We start from the raw sequence: 25,088 nt of genomic DNA, 5'->3' as shown, positions 1-25,088 counted from the left end.
CCGGCGCAGTACCCGCCGTCTCCCGTCGGCGGATGGCACGGCCGCGCCCGGCGCCTAGCGTCGGCCGCATGATCGAAGTGCGCGAACTGACCAAGCGGTACGGCGGCAAGGCCGCCGTCGACGGGCTGTCGTTCACCGTGCGGCCCGGCCGGGTGACCGGGTTCCTCGGCCCGAACGGCGCCGGCAAGTCGACGACGATGCGGCTGGTCCTCGGCCTCGACGCGCCGACCTCGGGCAGCGCCCTCGTCTGCGGGCGGGCCTACGCGGAGCTGCCCGTGCCGTTGCGGACCGTCGGGGCGATGCTCGACGCGAAGGGGGTGCACGGCGGGCGTTCCGCGTACGCGCACCTGGCCGGCATGGCGGCGGGCAGCGGCCTCCCGCGGCGGCGGGTGGACGAGGTGCTGGACGCGGTGGGCCTCGACCCGGCCACGGCGCGGCGGCGGACGCGCGGCTTCTCCCTCGGCATGGGCCAGCGGCTCGGGATCGCCGCGGCGCTGCTCGGCGATCCCGAGGTACTGATCCTGGACGAGCCGGTCAACGGCCTGGACACCGAGGGCATCCGCTGGATCAGGGAGCTGATGACGTCGCTGGCGGCCGAGGGCAGGACGGTGTTCCTCTCCAGCCACCTGATGAGCGAGCTGGAACTGGCCGCGGACCACCTCGTGGTGATCGGCCGCGGGCGGCTGCTCGCGGACACGCCCCTGCGGGAGTTCATCGAGGCGGACTCCGGGCGCGGGACGCTCGTGCGCGGCCCGGAGGCGGAGCGGTTGCGCGGCCTGCTGGAGAACGCGGGGGCGCGGGTGTCGCCCGACGCGCGCGGCGGGTGGCTCGTGACGGGCCTCGGCCCCGAGGACATCGGGGAGCTGGCCCGCGCGCACGGGGTCGCGCTGCACGAGCTGACGCCGCGGCGCTCGACGCTCGAAGAGGTCTACACGGCCATGGCGCGCGAGGAGGCCGAGTACAGGACGGAGGTGCGGGGGTGATGGCGGGGTTCCGGCGGGCGCTGGCGTTCGAGTGGATCAAGTTCCGCAGCGTGCGCTCCACGGTGTGGACGACGGCCGTCGCGGCGCTGCTGCCGGTGCCGGGCGCGGTGTTCGTCGCCGCCTCCGGCAGTCTTCAGCCCGATGACACGGTGCTCGGCGGCAGCCTGACCCTGACCGTTCCCGCGCTGATGCTGGCCGCGGTGGCCGGGGCGCTGACGGTGTGCGGCGAGTACGGCAGCGGGACGATCAGGACGACGTTCGCGGTCGTGCCCGGGCGCGGTTCCGTGCTCGCCGCGAAGGCCGTGCTGGTCGCGGGGCTGCTGTACGCGCTGGCGCTGCCCTCGGTGGCGGGCGCCTACCTGGTCGGTGGCGGGATGCTCGACGACGGGTACGCGCAGGGCGACCCGGTGCCGGCGCTGTTCGGGGTGGCCGCGGCGTTCTCGGTGGCCGGGCTGCTCGGCCTGGCCGTGGGCACGCTGCTGCGGCACGCGGCGGGCGCGGTGACGGCGGTGCTCGCGGTGCTGCTGCTGCCGTCGATGCTGGGGCCGCTGTTCGGCGACGCGCAGCGGTGGGTGGCGGGGGCCTCGCCGACCGCGGCGCTCGAAAAGCTGACGCAGACCTCGGACGCGTCGGCCGACGCGGTCGGTTCGCTGGGCGCGTGGCCCTCGTTGCTGCTGGTGGCCGGCTGGACGGGGCTCGCGCTGCTGGCCGCGGCCGTGGTTCTGCGCCGCCGCGACGCGTAGTGGGAACGGCCGGGTCCTGGCTCTGTTCCCGCCCGGTCGGCCTCCGTTCCGCCCGGCCCGGCCCGCGGCGCTACCGCGCCGTCCGGGCCACCGCGTCGAGCAGCGCGTACTGCCGTTCGCGCGCCGCGGCGGGTGCGACGGAGTCGGTCTGCACGGCGAACGTCGCGTTGCGGGCCTCGGTCGCCAGGGTGAGCAGCCGGTCGTCCGTCGTGGCGAGCCGCAGCCGGTTCATGGCGTGGTTGACGCGGGACCTGGCGGCCCAGCTGTCGCGCCTGGCCTCCTCCTTCCTCTCCTGCGCCGTGTCGGGCAGCGTCTCCAGGTGGGTCTGCCAGTACAGGCGTTCCCTGTAGTCGGTCAGCGCGTTCGCCAGGTCGGCCGCCGCGTCCCGCAGGCGCTGCCGCTCGGCCACGTGCTCGGCCCGCACGGCCACCCAGCGCTGGAGCAGCCCGGTGGTGAGCGCGCCGAGCAGGGTGCCGGCGACCGCGATGGCGCTCGTCCACACCGCGTTCACGACGTCACATCCCCTTTCTCCGCCGCCGGTCGCGGCTCAGCGCGCCTCGGCCGCCCGCCAGGGGCTGATCCCGGCCAGTCCTGTGGTGCCGAGGTCGATGCCGCCGTCCGGCGTGATCTCCTGCGCGGGCGCGCCGGGCGCCGGGGTCACCTCGGCGTGCTCGGCGACGACGGGCGCGCCGGTGCCGGTCACGGTGTTGCGCCAGATCAGCCCGGCGTTCGCGCTCTCGCCCGGCGCCAGGGTCAGCGGACGCGGCGCGTCGTCGAACCCCTCGACGACCGCGATGCCCGCCGAGCCCTCAACCGGTTCGACGCCGACGGGCGCGCGGTCGGCGTCGAGGAGGACGAGGTGCGGGTGGCCTTCGAGCCGGTAGGGCTCGGTGCCGCAGTTGGTCAGCTGGATGTCGAGCACGCGCAGGCCCATCGCGGCCTCGACGAGCCCGGGGGTGACGCGCACGCCCGGCTCGGGGCACTCGGGGGGCGGCGGGGTGCCCGGGGCGCCCTCGGGCGGCGCGGGCGAGGGTGCCGCCGCGCCGCCCGCGGGGGCGGCGTCCGCGGGCGCGGCGGGCGACTCGGTGCCGCAGCCGGTGGCCGGCAGCACGGCGAGCGCCAGGGCCGGCAGGAACCGGCGGGTGATCGTCACCACCCGATCCTCGCACGGGCGACCGACAACGGGTCAGGAGTGCGACGGAACCCGCCCGTCCGCCTCCACCTCGTCGTGGATGCGCTCGCACACGCGGTTGAGCAGGCGGGAGACGTGCATCTGGGAGAGGCCGAGGCGTTCGCCGATCTCGCGCTGGGTCAGCTCGCGGTAGAAGCGCAGATACAGGATCTGCCGTTCGCGTTCGGGAAGTTGCCGCAGCTTGGGGCGCACGGCCTCCCGGCGCGTCACCCGCTCGTACCCCGCGTCGGCGGCGCCGATGGTGTCGGCCAGCGTGAACGTGCCGTCGCCGCCGCGCCCCAGCTCCGCGTCGAGCGACAGCGGCCGGTAGCTGTCCAGGGCGGCCATGCCGTCCCTGACCTCGGCCGGCGTCAGCCCGCTCGCCTCGGCCAGGGCGTCGACGCCCGGCGGCCGGTCGTCCACCCGGTGGTCGAGCGCGCGGTGCGCCGCCCTGACCCGGTTGCGCAGCTCCTGCGTGCGGCGGGGCACGTGCACGCCCCACAGGTGGTCCCTGAAGTGGCGCCTGACCTCGCCGACGATCGTCGGCACCGCGTAGCTCTCGAACGCGCAGCCGCGCGCCGGGTCGAAGCCGCGCACCGCCTTGACCAGGCCGAGCGCGGCCACCTGGGCCAGGTCCTCCTGGCTCTCGCCGCGGTCGCCGTAGGTGCGGGCGAGCCGTTCCGCCATGGGCAGCCAGGCGCGCACGACCTCGTCGCGCAGGCGCGCGCGCTCGGGGCCCTCGGGGAGCGCCGCGAGGCGTTCGAACTGCCGGGAGGTGTCGGGCGCGTCGTCGTGCGGGTGCCTGCGCCCGCGGCGCGCGGGCCCGGCGGGGCGCGGGCGGCGGGAGGTGCCAGGCGCGTTGGCACGTGATCCGTTGGTGCGGGGTGCGTTGGTGCGGGGTGCGTTTCGGGTCGAGGTCCTCATCACAGCTCTCCGAGGCGTCGACGGCGGTGTGCGCGGAAGTCGTTTCGCCCGGGTGCGTACCGTATCGTCCCGGGCCTGCGGGCTCGCCTGCCCGACGTCCCCGGCCGGTAAACGGGGCGGGTCCGCGCCGTTCCCGGGTTGCCGCGCTTCCGGTGCGGCAGCAAAGTGGAAACGGCGGCGAGGCAGGCGGCCCCCGGAGGTGTCCCGTGGACTTTCTGGTATTGCTCGGGCGGATTCTGTTCGTGCCCATGTTCCTCGCGTCGGCGTTCGGCCACCTGACCCGCAGCAAGGCCATGGCCGGCTACCCGGCGTCCAAGGGGGTGCCGGCGCCGCGCGCCGCCGTCCTCGCCTCGGGCGCGGTGATGCTGCTCGGCGGGCTCAGCGTGCTGCTCGGGGTGTGGCCCGACCTGGGCGCGCTGCTGCTCGCGGCGTTCCTGCTGCCGGCGGCGGTGCTGATGCACGCGTACTGGAAGGAGACCGACGCGGGCGCGCGGCAGAACGAGATGATCCACTTCCAGAAGAACCTGGCACTCGGCGGCGCGGCGCTGATGCTCGCCGGCCTGTTCGCCATCGCGGGAGACGAGACCGGCCTCACGTGGACCGGGCCGCTGTTCTGAACGGACCGTTCCGGGAACATCACCGCGTTCCCCCACGTTTCCCGATCGGGGCGCTGAGCAGGTCTACCCTCGGTGTCTCCATCATCAGTTCTTCCGCCGCAGGGCCCGCAGGAGACCGGGCGGGGTCTGCGACCGGGCGACCAGGGGGGTAGCGGTGAACCTGCTCGACGCGCTGCTGCTGCTCGCGGTGGTCCTCGCGGCCGTCTCCGGTTTTCAGCGCGGGCTGATCGCCGGTGTCATCTCGCTGATCGGTTTTGTCGGTGGCGCCGCGTTCGGCGTGTGGCTGCTGCCGTACATCGTGGAGCACATGGAGCCCGGCTCCGCCTCCGCGACGATCGTGGCGCTCGTGGTCGTCCTGGTGCCCGCGGCGGTGGGGCAGGCGCTGGCGTGGCCCCTCGCGCTGCGCCTGCGCGACTCCGTGCGGTGGGCACCGGCGCGCTGGCTGGACGGCGTGGGCGGCTCCGCGTTCAACGCGGTGGCCGTGCTGCTCGTCGCCTGGATGGCGGCGAGCGCGCTGATCCCGACGCCGTCCCCCGGGCTCAACCGGGCCGTGCAGGGGTCGCAGGTGCTCGGCGCCGTGCAGGACCGGATGCCCGACCAGGCCCCCACCTGGTTCAACCGGGCCACCGACGTGCTGGGGGACGCCGGCTTCCCGCAGGTGTTCAACCCGTTCGAGAACGCCCCGACGGCCGAGGTGCCCCAGCCCTCGGGCGACAACGTCACGCAGGCCGCGGTCGCCGCCGCGCGGAACAGCACGGTGAAGGTCACCGCGACCGCCGGGTTCTCCGGCCAGGAGGGCAGCGGGTTCGTCTACGCGGCCGAGCGCGTCATGACGAACGCCCACGTGGTCGAGGGCGCCGACGTGACGGCCGTGCAGGTGGGAGGCGTCGGCCCCCGGCTTGAGGCCGAGGTGATCCTGTACGACCCGGCCGTCGATGTCGCGGTGCTCAGCGTGCCGGGGCTCGACGCGCCGACCCTGTCCTTCGCCGGGGACGCGGAACGCGGCTCCCCCGGCGTGGTGGCCGGGTACCCCGAGGACGGCCCGCTGGACGTGCGGGCCGCGACCGTCGCGGGACGGACGGCGGCGCGCGGGCAGGACATCGACGGCAGCAGCGTCGTCACCCGCGACATCTACACGGTGCGGTCGCTGGTGCGCCCGGGGAACTCGGGCGGGCCGCTGCTGACGACGGACGGGCAGGTGTACGGCATGGTGTTCGCGCGTTCCGTCACCGACGCCGAGACCGGGTACGTGCTGACGGCCGACCAGATCACCGGGCACGTCGAGCTGGCGGGCTGACGCGGGCGGCGCGTCCGGCGCGCGCGCCCGCGCGCGGCCAGGCGCCGCGCCTCACGCGTCGCTGTCGCGCGCCGCGCCGTCGCGGGCCGCGAGGCCGTTCGCCCGCGCGTCCTTGTCGCGGCGCTCGACCGTGCCGCCGTCGGCTTCGATCAGGCGGAGCAGCTGTTCGGAGGCGCGCGCCACCTCCTCAGGGCGGCCGGGGCGCATCAGCTTCCCGGCGCGGTCGCCCCACTTGGGCGAGACGGTGTACCGGGTGCCGTCGACCTTCATGGCGAGGGTCTTGCCGCCGGTGAAACGCGCCTTGCTGGCCTCGACCTTGCTCATGGGCGCGCTGACGATGACCTTGCGGTCGGAGCCGAGCAGCTTCAGCGTGCCCCGGTCGACGGTCACGAAGCCGTGCTGGGCGACGGGCCGGACGCCCTTGTTGATGTGGACCTCGTCGAATTCGGCCTTTCCACTGAGAGTCATGATCCTTCTCCGATGCTTTCGCGATACGGAAGTATCGGATTACCCGGAAATACGACCTAAAACGTCGTCAGGTCCCCATGCCCGCCGGTTCCGGGCTCGCTTTCCCCGGACGCGGCGCGCGACACCCCGCGCCGGACGTGCGGCGCGGAACGCCCCGGTGACCGCTCGGAGAACTCTTCGACCAGGTCTGCCGCACACCCGTCCGCACGCCGGATACTCACTCGCGTCCCGTCCCGCCGTACCCGGGAGTCCTCGTGGGGTATCCAAGCCGGTATCCAAGTCGTCGCCGAGTCATCGGGGGCGCCGCCGCCCTCTCCGCCGCGCTCACCGGCGCGGTGGCCGTTCCCGCCCACGCCTCCGCGTCCGCCACCGGCGGGTGGCGGCCGGTGCCCGCGCCCCTGCGCCGGGCGCACGCCCACAACGACTACGAGCACGAACGCCCGCTGCTCGACGCGCTCGCCCACGGCTTCACCAGCGTCGAGGCCGACATCTGGCTGGTCGACGGCGAACTCCTCGTCGCGCACGACTTCGAGGACCTCGTCCCCGGCCGCACGCTTGAGGCGCTGTACCTGGACCCGCTGCTCGCGCGCGTCCGCGCCCACCGCGGGCGCGTCCACCCGGGCAGCCAGGCGCCGTTCCAGCTCCTCATCGACCTCAAGAACACCGGTGAGGCCACCTACCTGGAACTCTCCCGGCGCCTCCGCCGCTACCAGCGGATGCTCAGCACGGCGGCGGGCGGCCGGGTGCGCGCCGGCGCGGTCACCGCCGTGATCTCGGGCGACCGCGCGGCGCGGGCGCCGATGGAACGGGAGCGGGTGCGGTACGCGTTCTACGACGGCCGCCTCGACGACCTCGGCACCGCGGCGCCCGCGTCGTTCATCCCCCTGATCAGCGGCAACTGGAACAGCAGCTTCGCGTGGCAGGGCGTCGGGGAGATGCCGGCGGCGGAGCGCGACCTGCTGCACCGCGTCACGGCCGCCGCCCACCGGGCGGGGCAGCGCGTGCGGTTCTGGGCGACGCCCGACCTGCCGGGCCCCGCGCGCGAGGCCGTGTGGCGGGAGTTGATCGCCGCGGACGTCGACCACCTCAACACCGACGACCTGGCCGGCCTGGCCGCGTTCCTGAAGCGGGAGGACCGCTGACCAGGACGCCTGAAGCGGGAGGACCGCTGACGGGGCCGCCGGGCCGGGCCCGCGCGGGGCGGGTGCCGGCCCGGCGGCCGGGTCACTGGCTCCTTGCGGGCAGGTCGTCGACCCAGGCGTAGCGCGTGCCGCGCCCCTCGGTGCACTGGAGTTCGTAGAGTCCGCCCGGCTGCGGCGCCGCCAGCATCAGCGGCAGGGGCACCCGGCCGGTGATGAGGACATCGATCGTCCGGCCGTCGCGAGGGCCGCCGTCGAACCGGACGCTGATCACGTGGTGCTCAGCCATGGCGCCAACCTATCCGTGCGGCACCGGCCCGCGCGCCACCCGCAAGGGTGGCGCGCGAGACGCCGACTGGACGGTTTCCCACGTCGCGGGCCACCCCCGGGGGCGCGCCCCGCCGCCGGGGCGCCGTCAGGGCGCGGCGCGCAACTCCGAACGCTGCCGCCCGAGCCCCGTGATCTCCAGCTCCATCACGTCGCCGGCCGCGAGGTAGGGGAACCGGCCGGAGAGCGCGACGCCCTGCGGCGTCCCGGTGTTGATGACGTCGCCGGGTTCCAGCACGAGGTACTGCGACAGGTCGTGGATCAGCCGCGCCACGTCGAAGATCATGTCCGCGGTGGTGGAGTCCTGGCGCGGCTCGCCGTTCACCCACGAGCGCAGCCGCAGGTCCCGCGGGTCGCCGGCCTCGTCAGGGGTCACCAGCACGGGCCCGAGCGGGTTGAACGTCTCGCAGCTCTTGCCCTTGGACCACTGCCCGCCCGACTCCTCCAGCTGGAAGGCGCGTTCCGAGACGTCGTTGCTGATCGCGAACCCCGCGACGTGCGCGAGGGCGTCGGCGGGCGAGTCGAGGTAGCGGGCGCGGCGGCCGATGACGACGGCCAGCTCGACCTCCCAGTCGGTCCTGCGCGAGCCGCGCGGGATCAGCACGTCGTCGTGCGGGCCGACGACCGTGTTGGGCGACTTGTAGAACAGGATGGGCCGCTCGGGCGGCTCGGCGCCGGACTCGGCGGCGTGCGCGGCGTAGTTCTGGCCGATGCACAGCACGGCCGAGGGGCGCGCCACCGGGGCGCCCACGCGTTCGCCCGCGATGTCCGTCTCCGGCAGCCGGGACGGGTCGGGCACGATGCCGGGGTCGTCGCTCAGCGCGGCCAGGAACGCGCCGTCGATGTCGGCGGTGACCGGCCGCAGGTCGTGGTGGCGCTCGCTGCCGCCGCTGCCCGAGACGATGACGGGCCGCTCCCGGCCGGGTTCTCCGACGCGCATCAGACGCATGATGGGGTGACTCCTCGCTGTTCGTGACGTGCCCTGCTGGTCGCACTCTCCCCCAGCAGGCGCGCGCCACTCAACCGTTCGGGTCACGCGGGCGGCGTTCCGGCGGTGATTCAGGGGTCAGGCCGGGTGGGTCGCGGGCGGCTCGCCCGACGCCGCCGACAGGTCGATCACGGCGAACCGCACGCCCTGCGGGTCGACCACGGTGGCGAACCTGCCGAACGGGCTGTCCACCGGCCCGTCGGCCACCCGGCCGCCGAGCTGCCGCACGGTCTCCACCGCGCCGTCGCAGTCCGGCACCGCGACGTACACGAGCACGTGCGGGGCCTGGCCGTCCGCCGGCGCGGCCATCCGGCCGAGCACGGGCGTTCCGTCGAGCGTGTAGACCTGGTAGTCGAGGCCGTCGGGGTCCTCAACGCGCCGTGCCTCGAAGGGGAAGACGGCGGGGAAGAACGCGTCGGCCGCCGCCGGGTCCCGCGTCACCACCTCGGCCCAGGAGAACGCGCCCGGCTCCTCGCGCCGCTCGAACCCGCGGTGCGCTCCCGCCTCCCACACGCCGAACAGCACGCCGCCCGGGTCGGTCGCGATCAGCATGCGGCCGACCTCCCCGACCTCCATCGGTTCGAGCAGCACCCGGCCGCCGTGCTCGCGGACCAGCTCCGCGGTGCCCGCGACATCGGGCGAGGCCAGGTACAGCGTCCAGGCCGGCGGCGCGTCCTGCCCGGCCTGGCAGGGCGCGAGACCGGCCACGGCCCGCCCGTCGAGCGACGCCGTGGCGTACCCGCCGTACTCGGAGGAGCCCGTCGCGAAGGACCAGCCGAACAACCGTTCGTAGAAACGGGTGCCGGCCGTCATGTCCGGCACCGTGGCGTCCGCCCAGCACGGCGCGCCCGTGGGGAAGCCCCCGTCGAGGTCGGACATGCCCTGCACCCCTCTCGTTCGGTTGTTCGTTCGGTTGTTCGTTCGGCTCTTCGTTCGGCTCTTCGTTCGTCGGCCCTGTGCTGCTCCCGCACCCGGACCCGCGCCCCACGCTAGTCAGCCGGGCGATAATCGGCACGGTGAGCGAATCCACCGGAGCACACGGCTGGCAACGCGTCGCCCGCCTCGATCCCGACCGCATGGCCGACGCCCTCCACGAGCACACCGGAACGCGCCTCACCGTCGAGGGCCGGTGTCCCGGCGGCCAGGTCGGCACCGCCTACGTGCGCTGGCCCGACGGCCGCAGATCCGTGCTCAAGTGGCGGCCGGGCAGCCGCCTGTCCGACCTGCGCGCCGGTCCACTCGCCGCCGCGGCGGCCCTGCGGGCGGCGGGCTGGCCGGTGCCCGCCACCGAACTGTCCGCGCAGGTAGGGCCGGACGTGGTGCTCGTTCAGGAACTGCTGCCCGGCACACCGCCGGAACGCCTCGGGCACGCCGCGCTCGACCGGGTGCTTGAGCTGAACGACGCGCAGGCCGGCCGCCTCGCCGGCCACCCCGGCATCCCGGCGACCGCGCTGCACCTGCGCGGCGACGGGCCCGGCTACTGCCTGCACGGGCCGCTGCGCGCGTCCGGCCGGCGCGGCGCCGCGCTCGACGCGTGGATCACCGAGGTCGGCGCGCACGCGCCCGACCGGCTCGAAGGCGACGACGCGGTGCACCACGACTTCCACCCGGGCAACCTCCTCGCGGGCCTGGGCGGGGAGATCACGGGAGTCGTCGACTGGGACGGCGCGGGCCGCGGCGACCGCCGCTTCGACCTGGTCACGCTGCGCTTCGGGCTGCACCCCGACCACGCGGAACCCGGCGTCGCGGAACGCCTCGACGCCGTCCTCGACGCCCTTCCCGACGACGTCCTGCGCCCGATGTGGGCCTCGATGAGCCTGCGCATGACCGACTGGGCGATCCGGCACTTCTCGCCCGCGGACGCCGACCTGTGGCTGGATTTCGCCGAACGCCGCGCGCGCACGCTGTCCTGAACGCCGACGCCGGGCCGCACGCCAACTGACCGCGCGGCACCGGGCGTTCACCAACCCAGCGGCAGCCGGGGGCCGTTCTCCCGCCCCCCGCTCCGGCGCCTGGCCCGCGCCCCGCCACCGCCGTGACCGGCCCGTTCCTCCGCCGTGAGCGGCCGGTCACGGGCTCCGCGGCGTCACTTTCACGCCTCCCGCGCGTCGTCGACGCGCGGCGCGCGCGTCATCCGGGCTGGCCAGGGTGTCCGGGACCGGCGCCACCCGGGCGCCCGGACAGGAGCCGCGCACCGCTCATGGACGCACACGCCCCCGACTCCCCTTCCCTCTCCCCCCGCCGCCGTTCGTTCCTCCAGCTCGCGGGCGTCAGTTCGGCCGCGCTCCTCGCCGGCGTCGGTGTGCCCGGCACCGCGGAGGCCGCCTGGTCGGGCCAGCGGCTCCGCGAGGACCCGTTCCGGCTCGGCGTCGCCTCGGGCGAGCCGGACGACAACGGTTTCGTGCTGTGGACCCGCCTCGCCCCCGAGCCGCTGGCCCCCGACGGGCACGGCGGCATGCCGCGCGCGCCGTTCGACGTGCGCTGGGAGGTCGCGGAGGACGAACGTTTCCGCCGGGTCGTGCGCCGGGGGCGCGCGCTCGCGCTGCCGGACCTGGCGCACGCCGTGCACCCCCGCGTGCGCGGACTGCGGCCCGGGCACCTGTACTTCTACCGGTTCCGCACCGGCGACTGGACGAGCCCGGCCGGGCGGGTGCGCACCGCGCCGCGCGCCGGAACGCTGCCCGGCTCGTTCACGTTCGCGACCGCGTCCTGCCAGGCGTGGTACCACGGCTGGTTCTCCGCGCACCGCCACCTGGCCGCGGACGCGCCCGACCTGGTGTTCTTCCTCGGCGACTACATCTACGAGTACGCCATCACCGCGGGCAACCTGTGGCGGCAGGGCGCGAGCCTCGGCGAGGGCCACGACCGCGAGACCGTGACGCTCGCGGAGTACCGGCTGCGGTACGCGCTCACCAAGAGCGACCCCGACCTCCAGGCCGCGCACGCCGCCGCCGCGTTCGTCATCACGCCCGACGACCACGAGGTCCAGAACAACTACGCGGACGAGACCTCGCAGTACGGCACCCCGCCCGAGGACTTCAGGCTGCGCCGCGCCGTCGCCTACCGCGCGCTGTACGAGAACGCGCCCCTGTCGCTCGCGGCGCTCCCGGTGGGCGGGCCCGACGCCCGCTACTACCGGCGGCTGCGGATCGGGGACCTCGCGACGTTCAACGTCCTCGACACGCGCCAGCACCGCGTGCCCGCGCGCAGCATCCTCGGCGCCTCGCAGGAGCGGTGGCTGCTCGACGGGCTGCGCCGCTCGCGCACGACGTGGAACGTGCTCGCGCAGCAGGTCGCCGTCATGCACGTGACGGACGACCGCACCGACCAGTGGGACGGGTTCCCCGAGGCGCGGCAGCGGCTGCTCGACACGTTCGCGGAACGCTCGGTCCGCAACCCCGTGGTGCTCACCGGCGACACGCACCGGGCGACCGCGGGCGACCTGCTCGCCGACTTCCGCGACCCGGACTCGCGCGTCGTCGGCTCCGAGCTGATCACCACGTCCATCGCGTCCGACGGCGACGGCGCGGACCACGACGCGTACGAGCCGGACTGGACGCAGCACCCGTGGGTCAAGTTCTACAACGGCCGCCGCGGCTACACGCTGTGCCGGATGACGCCGCGCGAACTGACCGCCGATTTCCGCTCGGTGCCCTGGGTGGAACGGGACGGCAGCGCGCCGGTGTCCACTCTTGCCCGTTTCGTGACCGAGGCCGGACGCCCGGGCCTGGAGAAGGTGAACTGACATGTCTTTCCTGGCGCATCCTGTGCGCGGCCTGCGCGCCGAGGGGCGGATCGCGGCCGTCGACCTGACCTGGAACGCGGCGCCCTGGGTGCCGCTCGTGGACCACTTCGAGGTCTACGCGGCGCGCGACCGCGCGCCGCGCGAGAACGCGGACACGCTGCTCGCGCGCACGCTCTACCCGCACTTCACGCACGCCGTCCTCGGTCCGCACGCGGTGACCTGGCACTACCGCGTGGTGGCGGTCATGGCCTCGGGCGCGCGCGGGCGGGCCGCGACGGCGCGGGCGACGACGTCCGCCTCGTACGCGGCGGGCCGCCCGGTCGCGGTGGTCGGGGAGTTCGACCACAAGGGGCTCGAATTCGCGCTGTCGCCCGCGGGCAGCTCCCGCTACCTGGCGACGTTCCCCGACGGCGTGGACTACCGGTACGGGCAGAGCACGCCCGGCACGCACTGGCCGTACCTGCACCCGGGGCCGTCCGACGGCTGGGCGGGGCGGCGGTCGCACCGGTTCGCGCTGCGCTTCGCGCTGGACGCGGCCCCGGCCGCCGACCTCGGGTTCGCGCTGTGGCTGACCGACACGCACGCCACGATCCCCGGGCGGGCCGTGCTCGCGCTGAACGGAACGGAGGTCTCCGAGATCGCGTTCGAGAAGGGCGCGACGAAGGGCTCGCTCGAAGGCGACGCGACGCGGCCGGGCAACCCGCTGAAGCCGTCGTTCGTCGAACTGCCGCTGCCCGCCGACGCGTTCACCAGCGGCGAGAACGTGCTGACGCTGGAGAAGACGGACGGTTCGTGGCACGCGTACGACGCCATCGGGGTGTTCGCGCCGCGCTGACGGGCGCGCCGGGGCGGTGGGGGGCGCGCGTTGCGGGCGCGCGCCCTCATGGCCGGAACGGGAAGCCGTTCAGGTGCACCGCGACCGCTTCCCTGCCCTCCGTGCCCTCCGTGCCGCCCGCCTCGCGGGCGGCACGGGCCCGCGCCTGCCACTTGGCGACGACCGCGCGCAGTTCGGCCCCGAGGCCGGCCGTCTCCTCCGGCGTCAGCAGCGGCACGAACTCCACGCTGAACGCGGCGCCGCGCCATTCCTCGCCCCACGCGGCCTGCTCGTCGGCGTACCGTTCGAGCATGTCGGCGCGCTGCCGGTTGATCAGGCGCGTGACCGCGCCGTGCGCCGCGGCCCGCTCCTGCGCGCCGCCGAACTCCTCGTCAGGTGCCTTCGCGCGCCCGCGCACCAGCTCCCACCAGCGTTCGCGGCTGTCGCTGCTGCGCCCGCTGACCTCATGGATCAGGCCGTGGTCGGCGAGCTTGCGCAGGTGGTAGCTGACGAGGGAGACGGCCTCCCCCGCCTGGTGCGCGAGCTGGGAGGCGGTGGCGGTGCCCGCGACCGCCAGGGCCCGGTGCAGTCGCAGCCGCAAGGGGTGGGAGAACGCCTTGAGCGTGCCGAGGTCGGTGACGACGTGCAGGTCCTCGGGTGCCGCGGTACCGCCGTTGGGGGGATCGGGTGGGTCGGTGACCATGCGGGCAGCCTAGGAGGGCCGGGGTAGTCGCGGGATAAGCACCGGGGGTCTCGCCGCGCGGGCCCCCGGCGGCGCGTTCCGGCGTGGCGTCCCCGGGGAACCCGGCCCGAGCGGCCACTCTGGCTGCACCGGTTGAATCGCCACAAAACGCCAGAGAAGCCGCACTCGGCGTGCGCGCGCTCCGGTCGTGAGGTGCGATGAAACGGTCGCAACGCACCACAGATCCCGCATGAAAGGGCAGGCATGGCCACGCAGACGCCCACCCGGAGCGGCGGCGCGCACCCCGCACCCGACCCCTACACCGGCTTCGACAGCATGCCGGTCGGCGGCACGTGGCGGGCCGGCCGCGCCGGCCGGACCAAGGCCGACCACGACCCGTACACCGGCGAAGAACTGACCGAGATCCCGCTGGCCGACGCCTCCGACGTGGACGAGGCCTACCAGGCCGCGACCGAGGCGCAGCGCGCCTGGGGCGCCGCGCCGGCCGCCGAGCGCGCAGCCGTGCTCGGCCGGGCCGCGGTGGTCATGGCGGAACGCGCGGCCGAGATCGGCGACTGGCTCGTGCGCGAGGCCGGGTGCACCCGGCCCAGGGTCGCCATGGAACTCGACATCAGCCTGGCCATCACCCGGCTGGCGGCCTCGCGCACGTTCCTCGACATGCGGACCGTGCCCTCGGACACGCCGGGCAAGGAGAACCGGGTCTACCGCCGCCCGGCCGGGGTCATCGGCGTGATCAGCCCGTGGAACTTCCCGCTGTTCCTCACCAACCGCTCCGTCGCCCCCGCGCTCGCCGCGGGCAACGCGGTGGTGCTCAAACCGGCGGGGGACACCCCGGTCACCGGCGGGCTGCTGCTCGCGAAGATCTACGAGGAGGCGGGGCTGCCGCCCGGCGTGCTGAACGTCCTCGTCGGCAGCGGCGGCGAGATCGGCGACGCGCTGGTGCGGCACGACGTGCCGCGCGTGATCTCGTTCACCGGCTCGACCCCGGTCGGGCGCGGCATCGCCCGGCAGGCGGGGCTGAAGAAGCTGGCGCTCGAACTCGGCGGCAACGGGCCGCTGATCGTCCTCGACGACGCGGACCTGGACGCGGCGGTGTCGGCGGCCGTCTACGGCAGCTACTTCCACCAGGGCCAGATCTGCATGGCGACCAACCGCGTCATCGTCGACGCCTCGATCCACGACGCGTTCGTCGAACGCTGCGCGGCGCGCGCCGGGGCGCTCGTCACCGGCGACCCGCGCGACGAACGCACCCAGATCGGGCCCGTCATCAACGACAGCCAGCTCGCGTCCGTGCGCGAGAAGGTGGAGCGCGCCGTCGCGCAGGGCGGGCGCCTGCTGGTGTCGGGCGAGCCGTCCGGCCCCACCGGGCGCGTGCTGCCGCCGCACCTGATCGTCGGCGGGCAGCACCTGGCCACGGCCTCCGAGGAGGTGTTCGGCCCGGTGGCCACGATCATCAGGGCCGAGGGCGAGGACGACGCGCTCGCGCTCGCGAACCACACCGAGTACGGCCTGTCCAGCGCCGTGTTCACGCGCGACGTCGAACGCGGCCTGCGGTTCGCCAAACGCGTCGAGGCCGGGATGACCCACATCAACGACACCACCGTGCACGACGACGTGAACGCGGCGTTCGGCGGCGAGAAGGACTCGGGGCTCGGGCGGTTCGGCGGCGGCTGGGTGTTCGACGAGTTCACGAGCGAGCACTGGATCAGCATCCAGCGCACCCCGCGCGACCTGCCCGTCCACTGAGGCGGCGGGCCCGGCCCGGCACCGCGCCGGAAAACCGGGTGCCGGGCCGGAGCGGGAACGGGTAGCGTCCCGGCCATGTCGACACCGGAAGCGTCCGAGGTGGGGGCTCGCGGTCACGCCGTCAGCCCCCTGAACCACTGAACCCGCACTCCGGGTGAGTGCGCGGCACCCGCCCGCGAGCCGCCTTCGCGGCCGGGCGGGCGCGCCGACGCGGGCTGACCGCGGTGACGAGACGACGTAATCGAACGCCTCTCCTCACCCGGAGCCTCCCCCATGCCTCTTCCTCTCTACCTGCTCGCCGTGGCGGTCTTCGCCATGGGCACATCCGAATTCATGCTCGCGGGCCTCCTGCCCGACATCGCCGCGGATCTCGGCGTGACCGTCGGTACGGCGGGCGCGCTCACCTCGGCCTACGCGGTGGGCATGATCGTCGGTGCCCCGGCCGTGGCCGCGTTCGCCCGGCGGTGGCCCGCGCGGTCCGCGCTCGTCGTGTCCGTCCTCGTCTTCCTCGCGGCGCACGTCGTGGGCGCGGCCACGACGAGCTTCCCCCTCCTGCTCGCGACCCGGGTGGCCGCGGCGCTCGCCAACGCCGGGTTCCTCGCCATCGCCCTGACGACGGCCGCCGCGATGGTCCCCGCCGACCGGAAGGGGCGGGCGCTGGCCGTGCTGCTCTCCGGCACGACGACGGCCACGATCGCCGGGGTCCCGGCGGGCTCGCTGCTCGGTTCGCTGCTCGGCTGGCGCGCCACGTTCTGGGCCGTCGCCGCGCTCTGCCTGCCAGCGGCCCTCGGCATCCTCAGGGGCGTCCCGGCGCGCGGCCCCCAGGAGGGCGAACGGGAACGCCCGGCCCTACGCGCGGAGTTCGCGCAGCTCGCGCGCCCGCGCCTGATCCTGGTGATGACGCTCGGCGCGCTGGTGAACGCGGCGACCTTCGGCAGCTTCACGTTCCTCGCCCCCGTGGTGACGGACACCGCCGGGCTCGACGAGCTGTGGGTGCCGTTCGCCCTGGTCGTCTTCGGGGCCGGTTCGCTCCTCGGCGTCAACGTCGCGGGGCGGCTGTCCGACCGGCTGCCCGGCCTGGTCCTGGCGGCCGGCGGCCCGCCGCTGCTCATCGGCTGGCCGGCCCTGGCGCTGCTGGCCGAGGTGCCGCTCGCGCTGTTCGCGCTGCTGTTCGTCCAGGGCGCGCTGTCGTTCGCCGTGGGCAGCACCCTGATCGCCCGGGTGCTCCACGAGGCGGCGGGCGCCCCGACCATGGCCGGCTCCTACGCGACCGCCGCCCTCAACGTCGGCGCCGCGGCCGGGCCGCTCATCGCCGCGGCCACGCTGCGCGGCCAGGGCGGCGGCCTCGGGCCGCTGTGGGCCGGCGGCGCGCTCGTCGGCGTGGCCCTGCTCGTCCTCCTCCTGTTCCGCGACGCGTTCGCGGTCGGGCGCGAACGCGTCGCGGGGCGCTGACGCACGGCCGGACCCACCGATCCGCCCGGCCGCCGGTGTGACGCCCCTCACAGGAAAATCCCTCGGCCACCCGCAACGCCACCGGCGGCCGCACGTCTGTGGGGAGTGGAGGCGCCTCCACCCACGGACGGCTCCGCGACCGTTCGCGCAGCCGTCCGCCCACAGAACCGAAGGAGCAGCATGCCCACACCCCAGGCCGGGCCGCCGCGTTCCGGCGCCCGGCGCCTCCGCGTCGCCCTCGTCACGGCCGCCGCCGGGCTCGCCGTCACCGTCGGCGGCGTCCTGACCGCCCACGCCACCAACGCGTCCCCGGCGTCGTCCGGCGCGGAGCCCGCGCCCGTTCCGGCTGAGGAAGCACCGGCGGAGGAAGCACCGGCGGAGGAGGCGCCCGCGCCCGTCCCCGCTCCGGACGAGGCCGGTCCCGAGGACTCCGGTGCCGAGCCCGTGCCCGTTCCGGCCGAGGAAGCACCCGCAGAGGAGCCCGTGCCCGTCCCCGCCGAGGACTGCCCCGAGGAGTCCGGCGCGGAACCCGCGCCCGTGCCCGTGCCGCGCGAGGCACCGCCCGTGGACGAGGACCCGCCCGCGCGTTCCGGCCGCTGACGCCTGACCGGACGGCGCCGCCGGAGCCGCCGGGTGACGGCCGTGAGCCCGTCACCCGGCGGCCTCGCCCCGCGCGCCGTCCGCCCCCTCCCGAGGAAACGAACACGATGACGGGACTCCCGGTGGTGCGCGGCGGAACCGGCCGGCGCGGCACGCGACCCGCGCCCGAGCCGTCCGGCGGGCCGCCGCCCTCGCCGCCCGGCGGCGGGGCCGGGGACGCGCGGCGGCCGGACATCGACGACCTCTACCACCACAGCCGCCTCGACCTGGTCCGGCTCGCGCTGTTCCTGGTGGACGACGTGCCCACGGCCGAGGATGTCGTGCAGGACGCGTTCGCCGCGCTGCTGCGCCGCCACGGCCCCGAACTCGACGCCGTGGACGCCCCGGAGGCGTACCTGCGCACCAGCGTGGTGAACGCGGCCCGTTCCGTGCTGCGCCGGCGCAGGACCGTGCGCGCGCACGTGCCCGAACGGCCGGGGCACGGCCCCTCGGCCGACGAGTACGTGCTGCTGCGCGAGGAGCACAGGACGGTGCTGCACGCGCTGCGCCGCCTGACCAGGCGGCAGCGCGAAGTCCTCGTGCTGCGGTACTGGTCCGGCCTCTCCGAGATCCAGATCGCCGACACCCTCGGCCTGTCGCCCGGCACGGTGAAGTCCACCGCGAGCCGGGCGTTGACGGCCCTGCGCAGACACCTGGAGACCAGCCCATGAGCACGCCCGGTGGAGGCGATCAGCACCCGGAAGCGATCGAACGGCTCCTGGCCGCCGCCCTGCGGGCCCGTGCCGAGACCGTCACCGCCGACGACCTGCGCGCCCCCCGCCCGCCCTCCGCGCACGCCCCCCGGCGCCTCCGGGTCCTGTCCGGACGGGCCACGGCCGCCGCGCTGCTCGGCCTGGCCGCCGCGGTGGTCGCGGCCCTGCTCGCGCTCGGCGGCAGGGCGCCGGAGCCGCCGCCCACCAGGCCCGCGGGCGTTCCCTCCGACCTTCCCCTGCCTCATCAGGAGGCCACGCCCGCCCCCGTTCCGGCCCCGTCGCCGCAGCCGCTCGACCCGCGGGAGTTCCCGAGCGACGGGGGCGAGGACGCGGGCAGCCACCCGAACGTTCCGGTCGAAGCGGTCGAACCGGTGCGGCCGGACGACGGGATGCCCTGAGCGCGGCCGGGGCCCCGCCGCCCGATGGCGGCCGGGCGGCGGCCGGGCAGCAGGTGCGGGTCAGCCGATCGGGTCGAGCCAGGGGCGCGGCGGCTCGTAGCCGCACCGGCAGTTCCTGAGCCCGTCGCCGCCGCCCACCGCACGCGCGCGGCACGCGGCCGGCAGGTGCCGCCGGTGGCCGCACGACGCGCACGGCCACGTGCCGGGGCCGCCCACGTCCTGCGGCTTGGGCCAGAACTCACGGCACGCGCACGGCCGGGGGGCGCGGCCACCGGCCGGGACAGCGGTCGTTCCCCGGCACCTGCCCTCGACCCTGACCAGCGGATCGTGGTCGGCGCGCGGGTGCCCGCACTCCCGGCACTCCTGCACCGCCCACTCGATGTCCGCCATCCGCGCCCCCTGTCGGCACCGCGCGCCGGCCCGCGCGCTCCCCGGCCCGATTCTGCGCGCGCCCCTGCCCCTCGTCCAGCGCCCCCGCGCCCCCGCCGGAGGAACGCCCCACCCCGAACGCCCCGCCCCGCGGCCGGAGGAACGCCCCGCCGCCCGTTCGGCCCGCTCGCCCGCCGCCCGTTCGGACACGCCCCGGATGCGCCCGCCCCGAACGCGCCGCATGATCGCCGGAGACGCACCAGGTGCCGGCGGCGCCGGGAGCGGCGGGCACGGAGGACCGGCGGCCACCCGTGGGGCGGCTCGGGAAAGGCGCGGTGGGCGATGGGCGTGCGCACGTGGATTCAGGACTGGCCCGTGTACCGGCAGCTGACCGGCACCGACCCGCTGGGCCGGGGCGCCGCCGCGCGCTCCGCGCGCACCGCGCGGCTGCGGCCGAGGACGGACACCGCCGACCGGGTGGTGGACTCGATCTGCCCGTACTGCGCGGTCGGCTGCGGCCAGCAGATCTACGTCAAGGACGAGCGGATCGTGCAGATCGAGGGCGATCCGGCCTCGCCGGTGAGCCGGGGCCGGCTGTGCCCGAAGGGTTCCGCGACGCTCCAGCTCGTCACCGGGGACGCCAGGCGCCACCAGGTGCTCTACCGCCGCCCGCACGGCACCGCCTGGGAGCCGATCGGCCTCGACGAGGCCATGGACATGGTCGCGGACCGCGTCATCAAAACCCGCCGCGAGACGTGGCAGTGGGAGGTCGAGGGCTCGCGCGTGGCGCGCACGCTCGGCATCGCGAGCCTGGGCGGCGCGGTGCTGGACAACGAGGAGAACTACCTGCTCAAGAAGCTGTTCACGGGCCTGGGCATCATCCAGATCGAGAACCAGGCCCGGGTCTGCCACAGTTCGACGGTCGCCGGGCTCGGCACGTCGTTCGGGCGCGGCGGCGCGACGACGTTCATGCAGGACCTCCAGAACGCCGACTGCATCGTGATCCAGGGCTCCAACTACGCCGAGGCGCACCCGGTGGGCTTCCAGTGGGTCATGGAGGCCAAGGCGCGCGGGGCGACGATCGTGCACGTCGACCCCCGGTTCACGCGCACCAGCGCGCTGGCCGACCTGCACGTCGGCATCAGGGCCGGCAGCGACATCGCGTTCCTCGGCGGGATCATCAACCACGTCCTGAGCGAGGGCAAGGAGTTCCGCGACTACGTGCTGGCCTACACGAACGCGGCCACCATCGTCTCGGAGGACTTCCGCGACACCGAGGACCTGGCCGGGGTCTTCTCCGGCCTCGACGAGGAGGGCCGCCACTACGACCCGGAGAGCTGGCAGTACGAGGGCGCGGCGGTGCGTTCGCTGGCGGGGGAGCCCGACCCGCACCGCAACCTGCGGCTCGACGACGCGGCGATCGAGCACGCGGCGGGCGGCTCGGAGTCGCACGGCTCCGGCGGGCAGGACGTCACGCCGCGCCCCCGGCGGGACGAGACGCTGACGCACCCGCGCTGCGTGTTCCAGATTCTCAAGCGGCACTACGCGCGCTACACACCCGAGATGGTCGAACGGGTGTGCGGCGTTTCCCCCGAACGGTTCGCGCAGGTGTGCGACATCCTGACGCGCAACTCGGGCCCGGAACGCACCGGCGCGTTCGTGTACGCCGTCGGCTGGACCCAGCACACCGTCGGCTCGCAGTACATCAGGGCCGCGTCCGTGCTCCAGCTGCTGCTCGGCAACATCGGCCGCCCCGGCGGCGGCATCCAGGCCCTGCGCGGCCACGCCAGCATCCAGGGGTCGAGCGACATCCCGACGCTGTTCAACCTGCTGCCCGGCTACCTGCCGATGCCGCACGCGCAGGCCCACCAGGACCTGGACTCGTTCGTGCGCGCGGTGCGCGCCCGCAAGGGCTACTGGGCCGACATGAACGCCTACATGGTCAGCCTGCTGAAGGCGTACTACGGCGACGCGGCCACCGCGGAGAACGACTTCTGCTTCGACCACCTGCCGCGCCTCACCGGCTCGCACAGCACGTACGACACCGTCATGGCGCAGCTCGACGGCGTCTGCAAGGGCTACTTCCTGCTCGGCGAGAACCCGGCCGTCGGCTCGGCGAACGCCCGCCTCCAGCGCCTCGGCATGGCGCGGCTCGACTGGCTCGTGGTGCGCGACTTCTCGCTCATCGAGTCCGCGACCTGGTGGCTCGATGGGCCGGAGATCGAGACCGGGGAGCTGCGCACGGAGGACATCGGAACTGAGGTGTTCTTCTTCCCCGCCGCCTCGCACGCCGAGAAGTCGGGCTCGTTCACCAACACCAACCGCTGGCTCCAGTGGCACCACGCCGCCGTGGAGCCGGCCGGCGACGCGCGCAGCGAGCTGTGGTTCGCCCACCACCTGCACCGCCGCATCCGCGAGAAGCTGGCCGGCTCCGACGACCCGGCCGACCGCCTGTTCCTCGACCTGGCCTGGGACTACCCGGTGACCGGCGCGCACGACGAGCCGATCGCGGACGCGGTCCTCGCCGAGATCAACGGGCGCGGCCCCGACGGCGCGCCGCTGTCGGCGTACACGGAGTTGAGGGACGACGGCTCCACGTCCTGCGGCTGCTGGATCTACTGCGGCGTGTACGCGGACGGCGTCAACCGCGCCGCGCGCCGCAAGCCGCACACCGAGCAGGACTGGGTGGCCGCCGAGTGGGCGTGGGCCTGGCCCGCGAACCGCCGCGTGCTGTACAACCGCGCCTCCGCCGCGCCCGACGGCACCCCGTGGAGCGAACGCAAGGCGTACGTGTGGTGGGACGCGGACGCGGGCCGCTGGACCGGCCACGACGAGCCGGACTTCCCCCTCACGTGCCCGCCTGACCACGTCCCGGACGAGAACGCGTTCGGCGTGGCCGCGCTGCGCGGCGACGACGCGTTCATCATGCAGGGCGACGGCAAGGGCTGGCTCTACGCCCCGGCGGGGCTCGTGGACGGCCCGATGCCGACGCACTACGAGCCGCAGGACTCGCCGTTCGGGAACGCGCTGCACCCGCACCACCCGCGCTCCCCCGTACGGCTGGCGTTCCCCCGCGAGGGCAACGAGTACCACCCGGCGAACGGGGCCCCGGGCTCGCACGTCTATCCGTACGTCGTGACGACCTACCGGCTCACCGAGCACTTCACGGCGGGCGGCATGACCCGTTGGTCGCCCTATCTGGCGGAACTCCAGCCGGAGTTGTTCTGCGAGGTGTCCCCCGAGCTCGCGGCGGAACGCGGCCTCGCCCACGCGGGCTGGGCGACGATCATCACCGCGCGCAGCGCCATCGAGGCGCGGGTGCTGGTCACCGAGCGGATGGCGCCGCTGCGCGCGGACGGCCGCACGGTGCACCACATCGGCCTGCCCTACCACTGGGGACCCAACGGCTACAGCACGGGCGACGCGGCGAACGAGCTGTCCGCCATCGTGCTCGACCCGAACGTGCACATCCAGGAGGTCAAGGCGCTCACCGCCGACATCCGGCCTGGGCGCCGCCCGCGCGGCCCCGCGCTGCGGGCCCTGGTCGAGGACTACCGCAGGCGCGCGGGCGCCGACGAGCGAACGGGCCTGGAGGTCTGACCCATGACGACGGAACCACCGGACCTGACGACGCAACGACCGAATCTGACGACGGAACGACCGAACCTGCTGTACGGGCCCGAGCCCGATGTCGCGGCCGACGCGGGGCACACCGACCCGCCCGAGCGCGTCGGGTTCTTCACCGACACCTCCGTGTGCATCGGCTGCAAGGCGTGCGAGGTTGCCTGCAAGGAGTGGAACGCCGTGCCTGAGGACGGGCTCGACCTGACCGGCATGAGCTACGACAACACCGGCGCGCTCGGCGCCTCGACGTGGCGGCACGTGGCGTTCATCGAGCAGGCCAAGCCGCTGGGCGGCCAGCAGTCGCAGCCCGACATGCGCTGGCTGATGGCCTCGGACGTGTGCAAGCACTGCACGCACGCCGCGTGCCTCGACGTGTGCCCGACGGGCTCGCTGCTGCGCACCGAGTTCGGCACGGTCGTCGTGCAGGAGGACATCTGCAACGGGTGCGGCTACTGCGTGCCCGCCTGTCCCTACGGGGTGATCGAGCAGCGCGAGGGCGACGGGCGGGCCTGGAAGTGCACGCTGTGCTACGACCGGCTCGGCGCCGGGAGCGAACCCGCCTGCGCCAAGGCGTGCCCGACCGACTCGATCCAGTTCGGGCCGCTGGAGACGCTGCGGGAGCGCGCGGCCGAGCGCGTCGCGCAACTGCACGCGACCGGCGTGCCCGACGCGCGCCTGTACGGCGAGGACCCGGCGGACGGGGTGGGCGGCGCGGGCGCGTTCTTCCTGCTGCTCGACGAGCCCGAGGTGTACGGGCTGCCGCCGGACCCGCAGGTCACCACGCGGGACCTGCCCGCGATGTGGCGGCACGCGGGCGTCGCGGCGGCGGCGCTGCTGACGGGGCTCGCCGCGATGTTCGCGGGAGGCAGGCGATGAGCGACGCCGAGGTGACCAGGGCGGGCCTGCGCAACGAACGGCCCGGCAGCCACGCGCTGTTCGGCAACGGCATGCCGGGCGGTCCCGGGGCCGTCCCGGACGGTGCCCCGCCGGACGGCCAACGGCCGTACGGCGCCGACGCGTTCAGCACCGGCACTGGCTCAGGCGAACGGCGGGCGGCGGGCCCGGCGGGCCGGCGGCGTTCCCGAGGCGGACCCGGCGGCGGCCCGGGGGACGGCGAGGCGTTCACGTCGTACTACGGCAGGCCGGTGCTCAAGGCCCCGCACTGGGCGGCCACGGACATCGCCGGCTACCTGTTCCTCGGCGGGCTCGCCGGGGCCGGCTCGGTGCTCGCCGCCGGTGCGGAGCTGACCGGGCGGCGCGCCACCGCGCGGGCGATGAAGCTCAGCTCGCTCGGCGCGGTCTCGCTGTCCGTCGTGGCGCTCGTGCACGACCTCGGCCGCCCGGCGCGCTTCCTGAACATGCTGCGCGTGATCAAGCCGACCTCCCCCATGAGCATCGGCTCGTGGCTGCTCGCCGGTTACGGCCCGCTGGCCGGCGTCGCCGCCGTCACCGACACGACCGGCCTGTTCCCCCGCACCGGCCGGGCCGCGACCTGCGGCGCGGCGGTGTTCGGGCCGGCGGTCGCCGCCTACACGGGCGTGCTGTTCGCGGACACGGCGGTGCCCGCGTGGCACGAGGGCCACAGGGAACTGCCGTACCTGTTCACCGGCTCGGCGGCGGCCGCCGCGGCCGGCATGGCGCTGCTGGCCGCGCCGGGGCGCGAGAGCGGCCCGGCGCGGCGCGCCGCCGTGCTGGGCACGGCCGCCGAGTTCGCCGCCATGCGGGCGCTGCACCGCCGCGCCGGGCCGGTCGACGAGACCTACCGGCGGGGGAAGGCCGGGCGCCTGCTGCGCGCCGCCTCGGTGCTCGGCGCCGCGGGCGCGGCCGGCGCGGCCGGGCTCGCCGGGCGCAGCCGCGCGGCGGCGGCGCTCAGCGGCGCGGCGCTGCTGGCCGCCTCGGCCTGCACGCGCTTCGGCCTGTTCCACGCGGGGCTGGCGTCGGTGCGCGACCCGAAGTACACGGTCGAGCCGCAACGCGCCCGCCTCGCGGCGGCCGAGGCCCACGCGGCGGCGGAGGCGGCCGAGACGCCCTGACGGCCGCCCGGCGCGCGCGCCGTCCGAGCGCGGGCGCGCGCCGGGCGCCCCGAGAGCAGCGAACGACCCCGTGGGCCGAACGGGCTGAATCCGGCCGCCGCGCGACCGTGCCGCCCCGGACCGGGGAACGCCTGCACGGCGGGCCGCCCTGACGGTGGCGGCCCCGCCGCACGGAACCACGGAAGGACACGCGAT

Annotated in this window: 25 protein-coding genes; 16 read left to right on the top strand and 9 right to left on the bottom strand. The window is 75.3% G+C overall.

Annotation, left to right across the window (positions count from 1 at the left end; genetic code table 11):
- The first annotated feature begins 68 nt into the window (after positions 1-68).
- Positions 69-983 (top strand): ABC transporter ATP-binding protein, encoded by a 915-nt coding sequence (locus LC193_RS16705; protein WP_226075116.1) that lies wholly within the window; start codon positions 69-71, stop codon positions 981-983.
- A complete protein-coding gene (locus LC193_RS16700; protein ID WP_226075114.1) occupies positions 983-1,726 on the top strand; it encodes an ABC transporter permease subunit in 744 nt (247 codons plus the stop codon). The genes LC193_RS16705 and LC193_RS16700 overlap by 1 nt, the downstream gene beginning before the upstream one ends.
- Before the next feature lie 70 nt (positions 1,727-1,796).
- Here LC193_RS16700 and LC193_RS16695 read toward each other — a convergent pair whose 3' ends face one another.
- The 3 genes from LC193_RS16695 to LC193_RS16685 are packed head-to-tail and all read right to left on the bottom strand — an operon-like array spanning position 1,797 to position 3,821.
- Complete coding sequence (locus tag LC193_RS16695) at positions 1,797-2,237, bottom strand: hypothetical protein (protein ID WP_226075112.1); 441 nt, start codon at positions 2,235-2,237, stop codon at positions 1,797-1,799.
- 36 nt (positions 2,238-2,273) lie between these two features.
- Complete coding sequence (locus LC193_RS16690; protein WP_226075110.1) at positions 2,274-2,879, bottom strand: DUF4232 domain-containing protein; 606 nt, start codon at positions 2,877-2,879, stop codon at positions 2,274-2,276.
- Positions 2,880-2,912: 33 nt separating this feature from the next.
- Positions 2,913-3,821 carry a SigB/SigF/SigG family RNA polymerase sigma factor gene (locus LC193_RS16685; RefSeq protein ID WP_226075108.1) on the bottom strand — a complete coding sequence of 303 codons (909 nt, stop codon included), beginning with the start codon at positions 3,819-3,821 and terminating at the stop codon, positions 2,913-2,915.
- Between the two features lie 206 nt (positions 3,822-4,027).
- Between LC193_RS16685 and LC193_RS16680 the strand changes: the two genes are divergently transcribed.
- Together LC193_RS16680 and LC193_RS16675 are read left to right on the top strand one after the other, a co-directional pair.
- Positions 4,028-4,438, top strand: a complete 411-nt coding sequence (locus LC193_RS16680; protein ID WP_226075106.1) for a DoxX family membrane protein — start codon at positions 4,028-4,030, stop codon at positions 4,436-4,438.
- A 154-nt stretch (positions 4,439-4,592) separates the two neighbouring features.
- The gene (locus LC193_RS16675) at positions 4,593-5,735 is read left to right on the top strand and encodes a MarP family serine protease (protein ID WP_226075105.1); all 1,143 of its coding nucleotides are present in this window, start codon (positions 4,593-4,595) and stop codon (positions 5,733-5,735) included.
- A 51-nt stretch (positions 5,736-5,786) separates the two neighbouring features.
- Here LC193_RS16675 and LC193_RS16670 read toward each other — a convergent pair whose 3' ends face one another.
- A complete protein-coding gene (locus LC193_RS16670) occupies positions 5,787-6,203 on the bottom strand; it encodes a hypothetical protein (protein WP_226075104.1) in 417 nt (138 codons plus the stop codon).
- Between the two features lie 254 nt (positions 6,204-6,457).
- Between LC193_RS16670 and LC193_RS16665 the strand changes: the two genes are divergently transcribed.
- On the top strand, positions 6,458-7,345 hold the full coding sequence (locus LC193_RS16665) for a phosphatidylinositol-specific phospholipase C/glycerophosphodiester phosphodiesterase family protein (RefSeq protein WP_226075103.1): 888 nt from the start codon (positions 6,458-6,460) through the stop codon (positions 7,343-7,345).
- Between the two features lie 82 nt (positions 7,346-7,427).
- Here the strand turns inward: LC193_RS16665 and LC193_RS16660 are convergent, their stop codons facing one another.
- From LC193_RS16660 to LC193_RS16650, 3 genes are all read right to left on the bottom strand, one after another.
- Positions 7,428-7,631 (bottom strand): hypothetical protein, encoded by a 204-nt coding sequence (locus tag LC193_RS16660; protein WP_226075102.1) that lies wholly within the window; start codon positions 7,629-7,631, stop codon positions 7,428-7,430.
- Between the two features lie 126 nt (positions 7,632-7,757).
- Entirely contained in the window at positions 7,758-8,618 is an 861-nt protein-coding gene (locus LC193_RS16655) for a fumarylacetoacetate hydrolase family protein (RefSeq protein WP_226075101.1), read from the bottom strand.
- Between the two features lie 117 nt (positions 8,619-8,735).
- Positions 8,736-9,536, bottom strand: coding sequence for a VOC family protein (locus LC193_RS16650; RefSeq protein WP_226075100.1), 801 nt, complete (start codon positions 9,534-9,536; stop codon positions 8,736-8,738).
- Positions 9,537-9,673: 137 nt separating this feature from the next.
- Here LC193_RS16650 and LC193_RS16645 point away from each other — a divergent pair, with 137 nt between their 5' ends.
- The 3 genes from LC193_RS16645 to LC193_RS16635 all read left to right on the top strand — a co-directional run bounded on the left by LC193_RS16645 (position 9,674) and on the right by LC193_RS16635 (position 13,237).
- Positions 9,674-10,570 carry a phosphotransferase gene (locus LC193_RS16645; RefSeq protein ID WP_226075099.1) on the top strand — a complete coding sequence of 299 codons (897 nt, stop codon included), beginning with the start codon at positions 9,674-9,676 and terminating at the stop codon, positions 10,568-10,570.
- 287 nt (positions 10,571-10,857) lie between these two features.
- The gene (locus LC193_RS16640; RefSeq protein ID WP_226075097.1) at positions 10,858-12,402 is read left to right on the top strand and encodes an alkaline phosphatase D family protein; all 1,545 of its coding nucleotides are present in this window, start codon (positions 10,858-10,860) and stop codon (positions 12,400-12,402) included.
- 1 nt (position 12,403) lies between these two features.
- Positions 12,404-13,237, top strand: coding sequence for a polysaccharide lyase family protein (locus LC193_RS16635; protein WP_226075095.1), 834 nt, complete (start codon positions 12,404-12,406; stop codon positions 13,235-13,237).
- A gap of 46 nt (positions 13,238-13,283) precedes the next feature.
- Here the strand turns inward: LC193_RS16635 and LC193_RS16630 are convergent, their stop codons facing one another.
- Positions 13,284-13,919, bottom strand: a complete 636-nt coding sequence (locus LC193_RS16630; protein ID WP_226075093.1) for a helix-turn-helix domain-containing protein — start codon at positions 13,917-13,919, stop codon at positions 13,284-13,286.
- Between the two features lie 243 nt (positions 13,920-14,162).
- Here LC193_RS16630 and LC193_RS16625 point away from each other — a divergent pair, with 243 nt between their 5' ends.
- The 5 genes from LC193_RS16625 (at position 14,163) to LC193_RS16605 (ending at position 18,867) form a co-directional block, all read left to right on the top strand.
- Entirely contained in the window at positions 14,163-15,665 is a 1,503-nt protein-coding gene (locus LC193_RS16625) for an aldehyde dehydrogenase family protein (RefSeq protein WP_226075090.1), read from the top strand.
- 273 nt (positions 15,666-15,938) lie between these two features.
- Positions 15,939-17,117, top strand: a complete 1,179-nt coding sequence (locus LC193_RS16620; RefSeq protein WP_226075089.1) for a Cmx/CmrA family chloramphenicol efflux MFS transporter — start codon at positions 15,939-15,941, stop codon at positions 17,115-17,117.
- Between the two features lie 180 nt (positions 17,118-17,297).
- Complete coding sequence (locus LC193_RS16615) at positions 17,298-17,717, top strand: hypothetical protein (RefSeq protein WP_226078922.1); 420 nt, start codon at positions 17,298-17,300, stop codon at positions 17,715-17,717.
- A 107-nt stretch (positions 17,718-17,824) separates the two neighbouring features.
- On the top strand, positions 17,825-18,427 hold the full coding sequence (locus LC193_RS16610; protein ID WP_226075088.1) for an RNA polymerase sigma factor: 603 nt from the start codon (positions 17,825-17,827) through the stop codon (positions 18,425-18,427).
- A complete protein-coding gene (locus LC193_RS16605) occupies positions 18,424-18,867 on the top strand; it encodes a hypothetical protein (protein ID WP_226075087.1) in 444 nt (147 codons plus the stop codon). The genes LC193_RS16610 and LC193_RS16605 overlap by 4 nt, the downstream gene beginning before the upstream one ends.
- A gap of 60 nt (positions 18,868-18,927) precedes the next feature.
- On the opposite strand, the gene LC193_RS16600 is transcribed toward LC193_RS16605, so the two are convergent.
- Positions 18,928-19,257: a hypothetical protein gene (locus LC193_RS16600; protein WP_226075086.1), complete on the bottom strand. Its 330-nt coding sequence runs from the start codon at positions 19,255-19,257 to the stop codon at positions 18,928-18,930.
- A gap of 321 nt (positions 19,258-19,578) precedes the next feature.
- Here LC193_RS16600 and fdh point away from each other — a divergent pair, with 321 nt between their 5' ends.
- The 3 genes from fdh to nrfD are packed head-to-tail and all read left to right on the top strand — an operon-like array spanning position 19,579 to position 24,893.
- The gene (fdh, locus tag LC193_RS16595; protein WP_226075085.1) at positions 19,579-22,836 is read left to right on the top strand and encodes a formate dehydrogenase; all 3,258 of its coding nucleotides are present in this window, start codon (positions 19,579-19,581) and stop codon (positions 22,834-22,836) included.
- A 3-nt stretch (positions 22,837-22,839) separates the two neighbouring features.
- Entirely contained in the window at positions 22,840-23,736 is an 897-nt protein-coding gene (locus LC193_RS16590; RefSeq protein WP_226075084.1) for a 4Fe-4S dicluster domain-containing protein, read from the top strand.
- Positions 23,733-24,893 carry an NrfD/PsrC family molybdoenzyme membrane anchor subunit gene (gene nrfD, locus LC193_RS16585; RefSeq protein ID WP_226075083.1) on the top strand — a complete coding sequence of 387 codons (1,161 nt, stop codon included), beginning with the start codon at positions 23,733-23,735 and terminating at the stop codon, positions 24,891-24,893. Before LC193_RS16590 ends, nrfD begins: the two co-directional genes overlap by 4 nt.
- The last annotated feature ends 195 nt before the right edge of the window (positions 24,894-25,088 follow it).

This window comes from Streptomyces marincola (genome assembly GCF_020410765.1).
GTDB classification, from domain to species: Bacteria; Actinomycetota; Actinomycetes; order Streptomycetales; family Streptomycetaceae; genus Streptomyces; species Streptomyces marincola.
Note: the sequence above shows the minus strand (reverse complement) of the source record. Positions and strands in the feature narration are given on the sequence as shown.

Excerpts from the sequence above, each read along its gene's own strand:
- LC193_RS16630 (WP_226075093.1), bottom strand. The coding sequence starts at position 13,919 with ATGGTCACCGACCCACCCGATCCCCCCAACGGCGGTACCGCGGCACCC.
- LC193_RS16650 (WP_226075100.1), bottom strand. The coding sequence starts at position 9,536 with ATGTCCGACCTCGACGGGGGCTTCCCCACGGGCGCGCCGTGCTGGGCG.
- LC193_RS16590 (WP_226075084.1), top strand. The coding sequence starts at position 22,840 with ATGACGACGGAACCACCGGACCTGACGACGCAACGACCGAATCTGACG.
- LC193_RS16605 (WP_226075087.1), top strand. The coding sequence starts at position 18,424 with ATGAGCACGCCCGGTGGAGGCGATCAGCACCCGGAAGCGATCGAACGG.
- LC193_RS16700 (WP_226075114.1), top strand. The coding sequence starts at position 983 with ATGGCGGGGTTCCGGCGGGCGCTGGCGTTCGAGTGGATCAAGTTCCGC.
- LC193_RS16615 (WP_226078922.1), top strand. The coding sequence starts at position 17,298 with ATGCCCACACCCCAGGCCGGGCCGCCGCGTTCCGGCGCCCGGCGCCTC.
- LC193_RS16660 (WP_226075102.1), bottom strand. The coding sequence starts at position 7,631 with ATGGCTGAGCACCACGTGATCAGCGTCCGGTTCGACGGCGGCCCTCGC.
- LC193_RS16600 (WP_226075086.1), bottom strand. The coding sequence starts at position 19,257 with ATGGCGGACATCGAGTGGGCGGTGCAGGAGTGCCGGGAGTGCGGGCAC.
- LC193_RS16625 (WP_226075090.1), top strand. The coding sequence starts at position 14,163 with ATGGCCACGCAGACGCCCACCCGGAGCGGCGGCGCGCACCCCGCACCC.
- LC193_RS16610 (WP_226075088.1), top strand. The coding sequence starts at position 17,825 with ATGACGGGACTCCCGGTGGTGCGCGGCGGAACCGGCCGGCGCGGCACG.
- nrfD (WP_226075083.1), top strand. The coding sequence starts at position 23,733 with ATGAGCGACGCCGAGGTGACCAGGGCGGGCCTGCGCAACGAACGGCCC.
- LC193_RS16620 (WP_226075089.1), top strand. The coding sequence starts at position 15,939 with ATGCCTCTTCCTCTCTACCTGCTCGCCGTGGCGGTCTTCGCCATGGGC.
- LC193_RS16635 (WP_226075095.1), top strand. The coding sequence starts at position 12,404 with ATGTCTTTCCTGGCGCATCCTGTGCGCGGCCTGCGCGCCGAGGGGCGG.
- LC193_RS16685 (WP_226075108.1), bottom strand. The coding sequence starts at position 3,821 with ATGAGGACCTCGACCCGAAACGCACCCCGCACCAACGCACCCCGCACC.
- LC193_RS16670 (WP_226075104.1), bottom strand. The coding sequence starts at position 6,203 with ATGACTCTCAGTGGAAAGGCCGAATTCGACGAGGTCCACATCAACAAG.
- LC193_RS16655 (WP_226075101.1), bottom strand. The coding sequence starts at position 8,618 with ATGCGTCTGATGCGCGTCGGAGAACCCGGCCGGGAGCGGCCCGTCATC.
- LC193_RS16640 (WP_226075097.1), top strand. The coding sequence starts at position 10,858 with ATGGACGCACACGCCCCCGACTCCCCTTCCCTCTCCCCCCGCCGCCGT.
- fdh (WP_226075085.1), top strand. The coding sequence starts at position 19,579 with ATGGGCGTGCGCACGTGGATTCAGGACTGGCCCGTGTACCGGCAGCTG.
- LC193_RS16705 (WP_226075116.1), top strand. The coding sequence starts at position 69 with ATGATCGAAGTGCGCGAACTGACCAAGCGGTACGGCGGCAAGGCCGCC.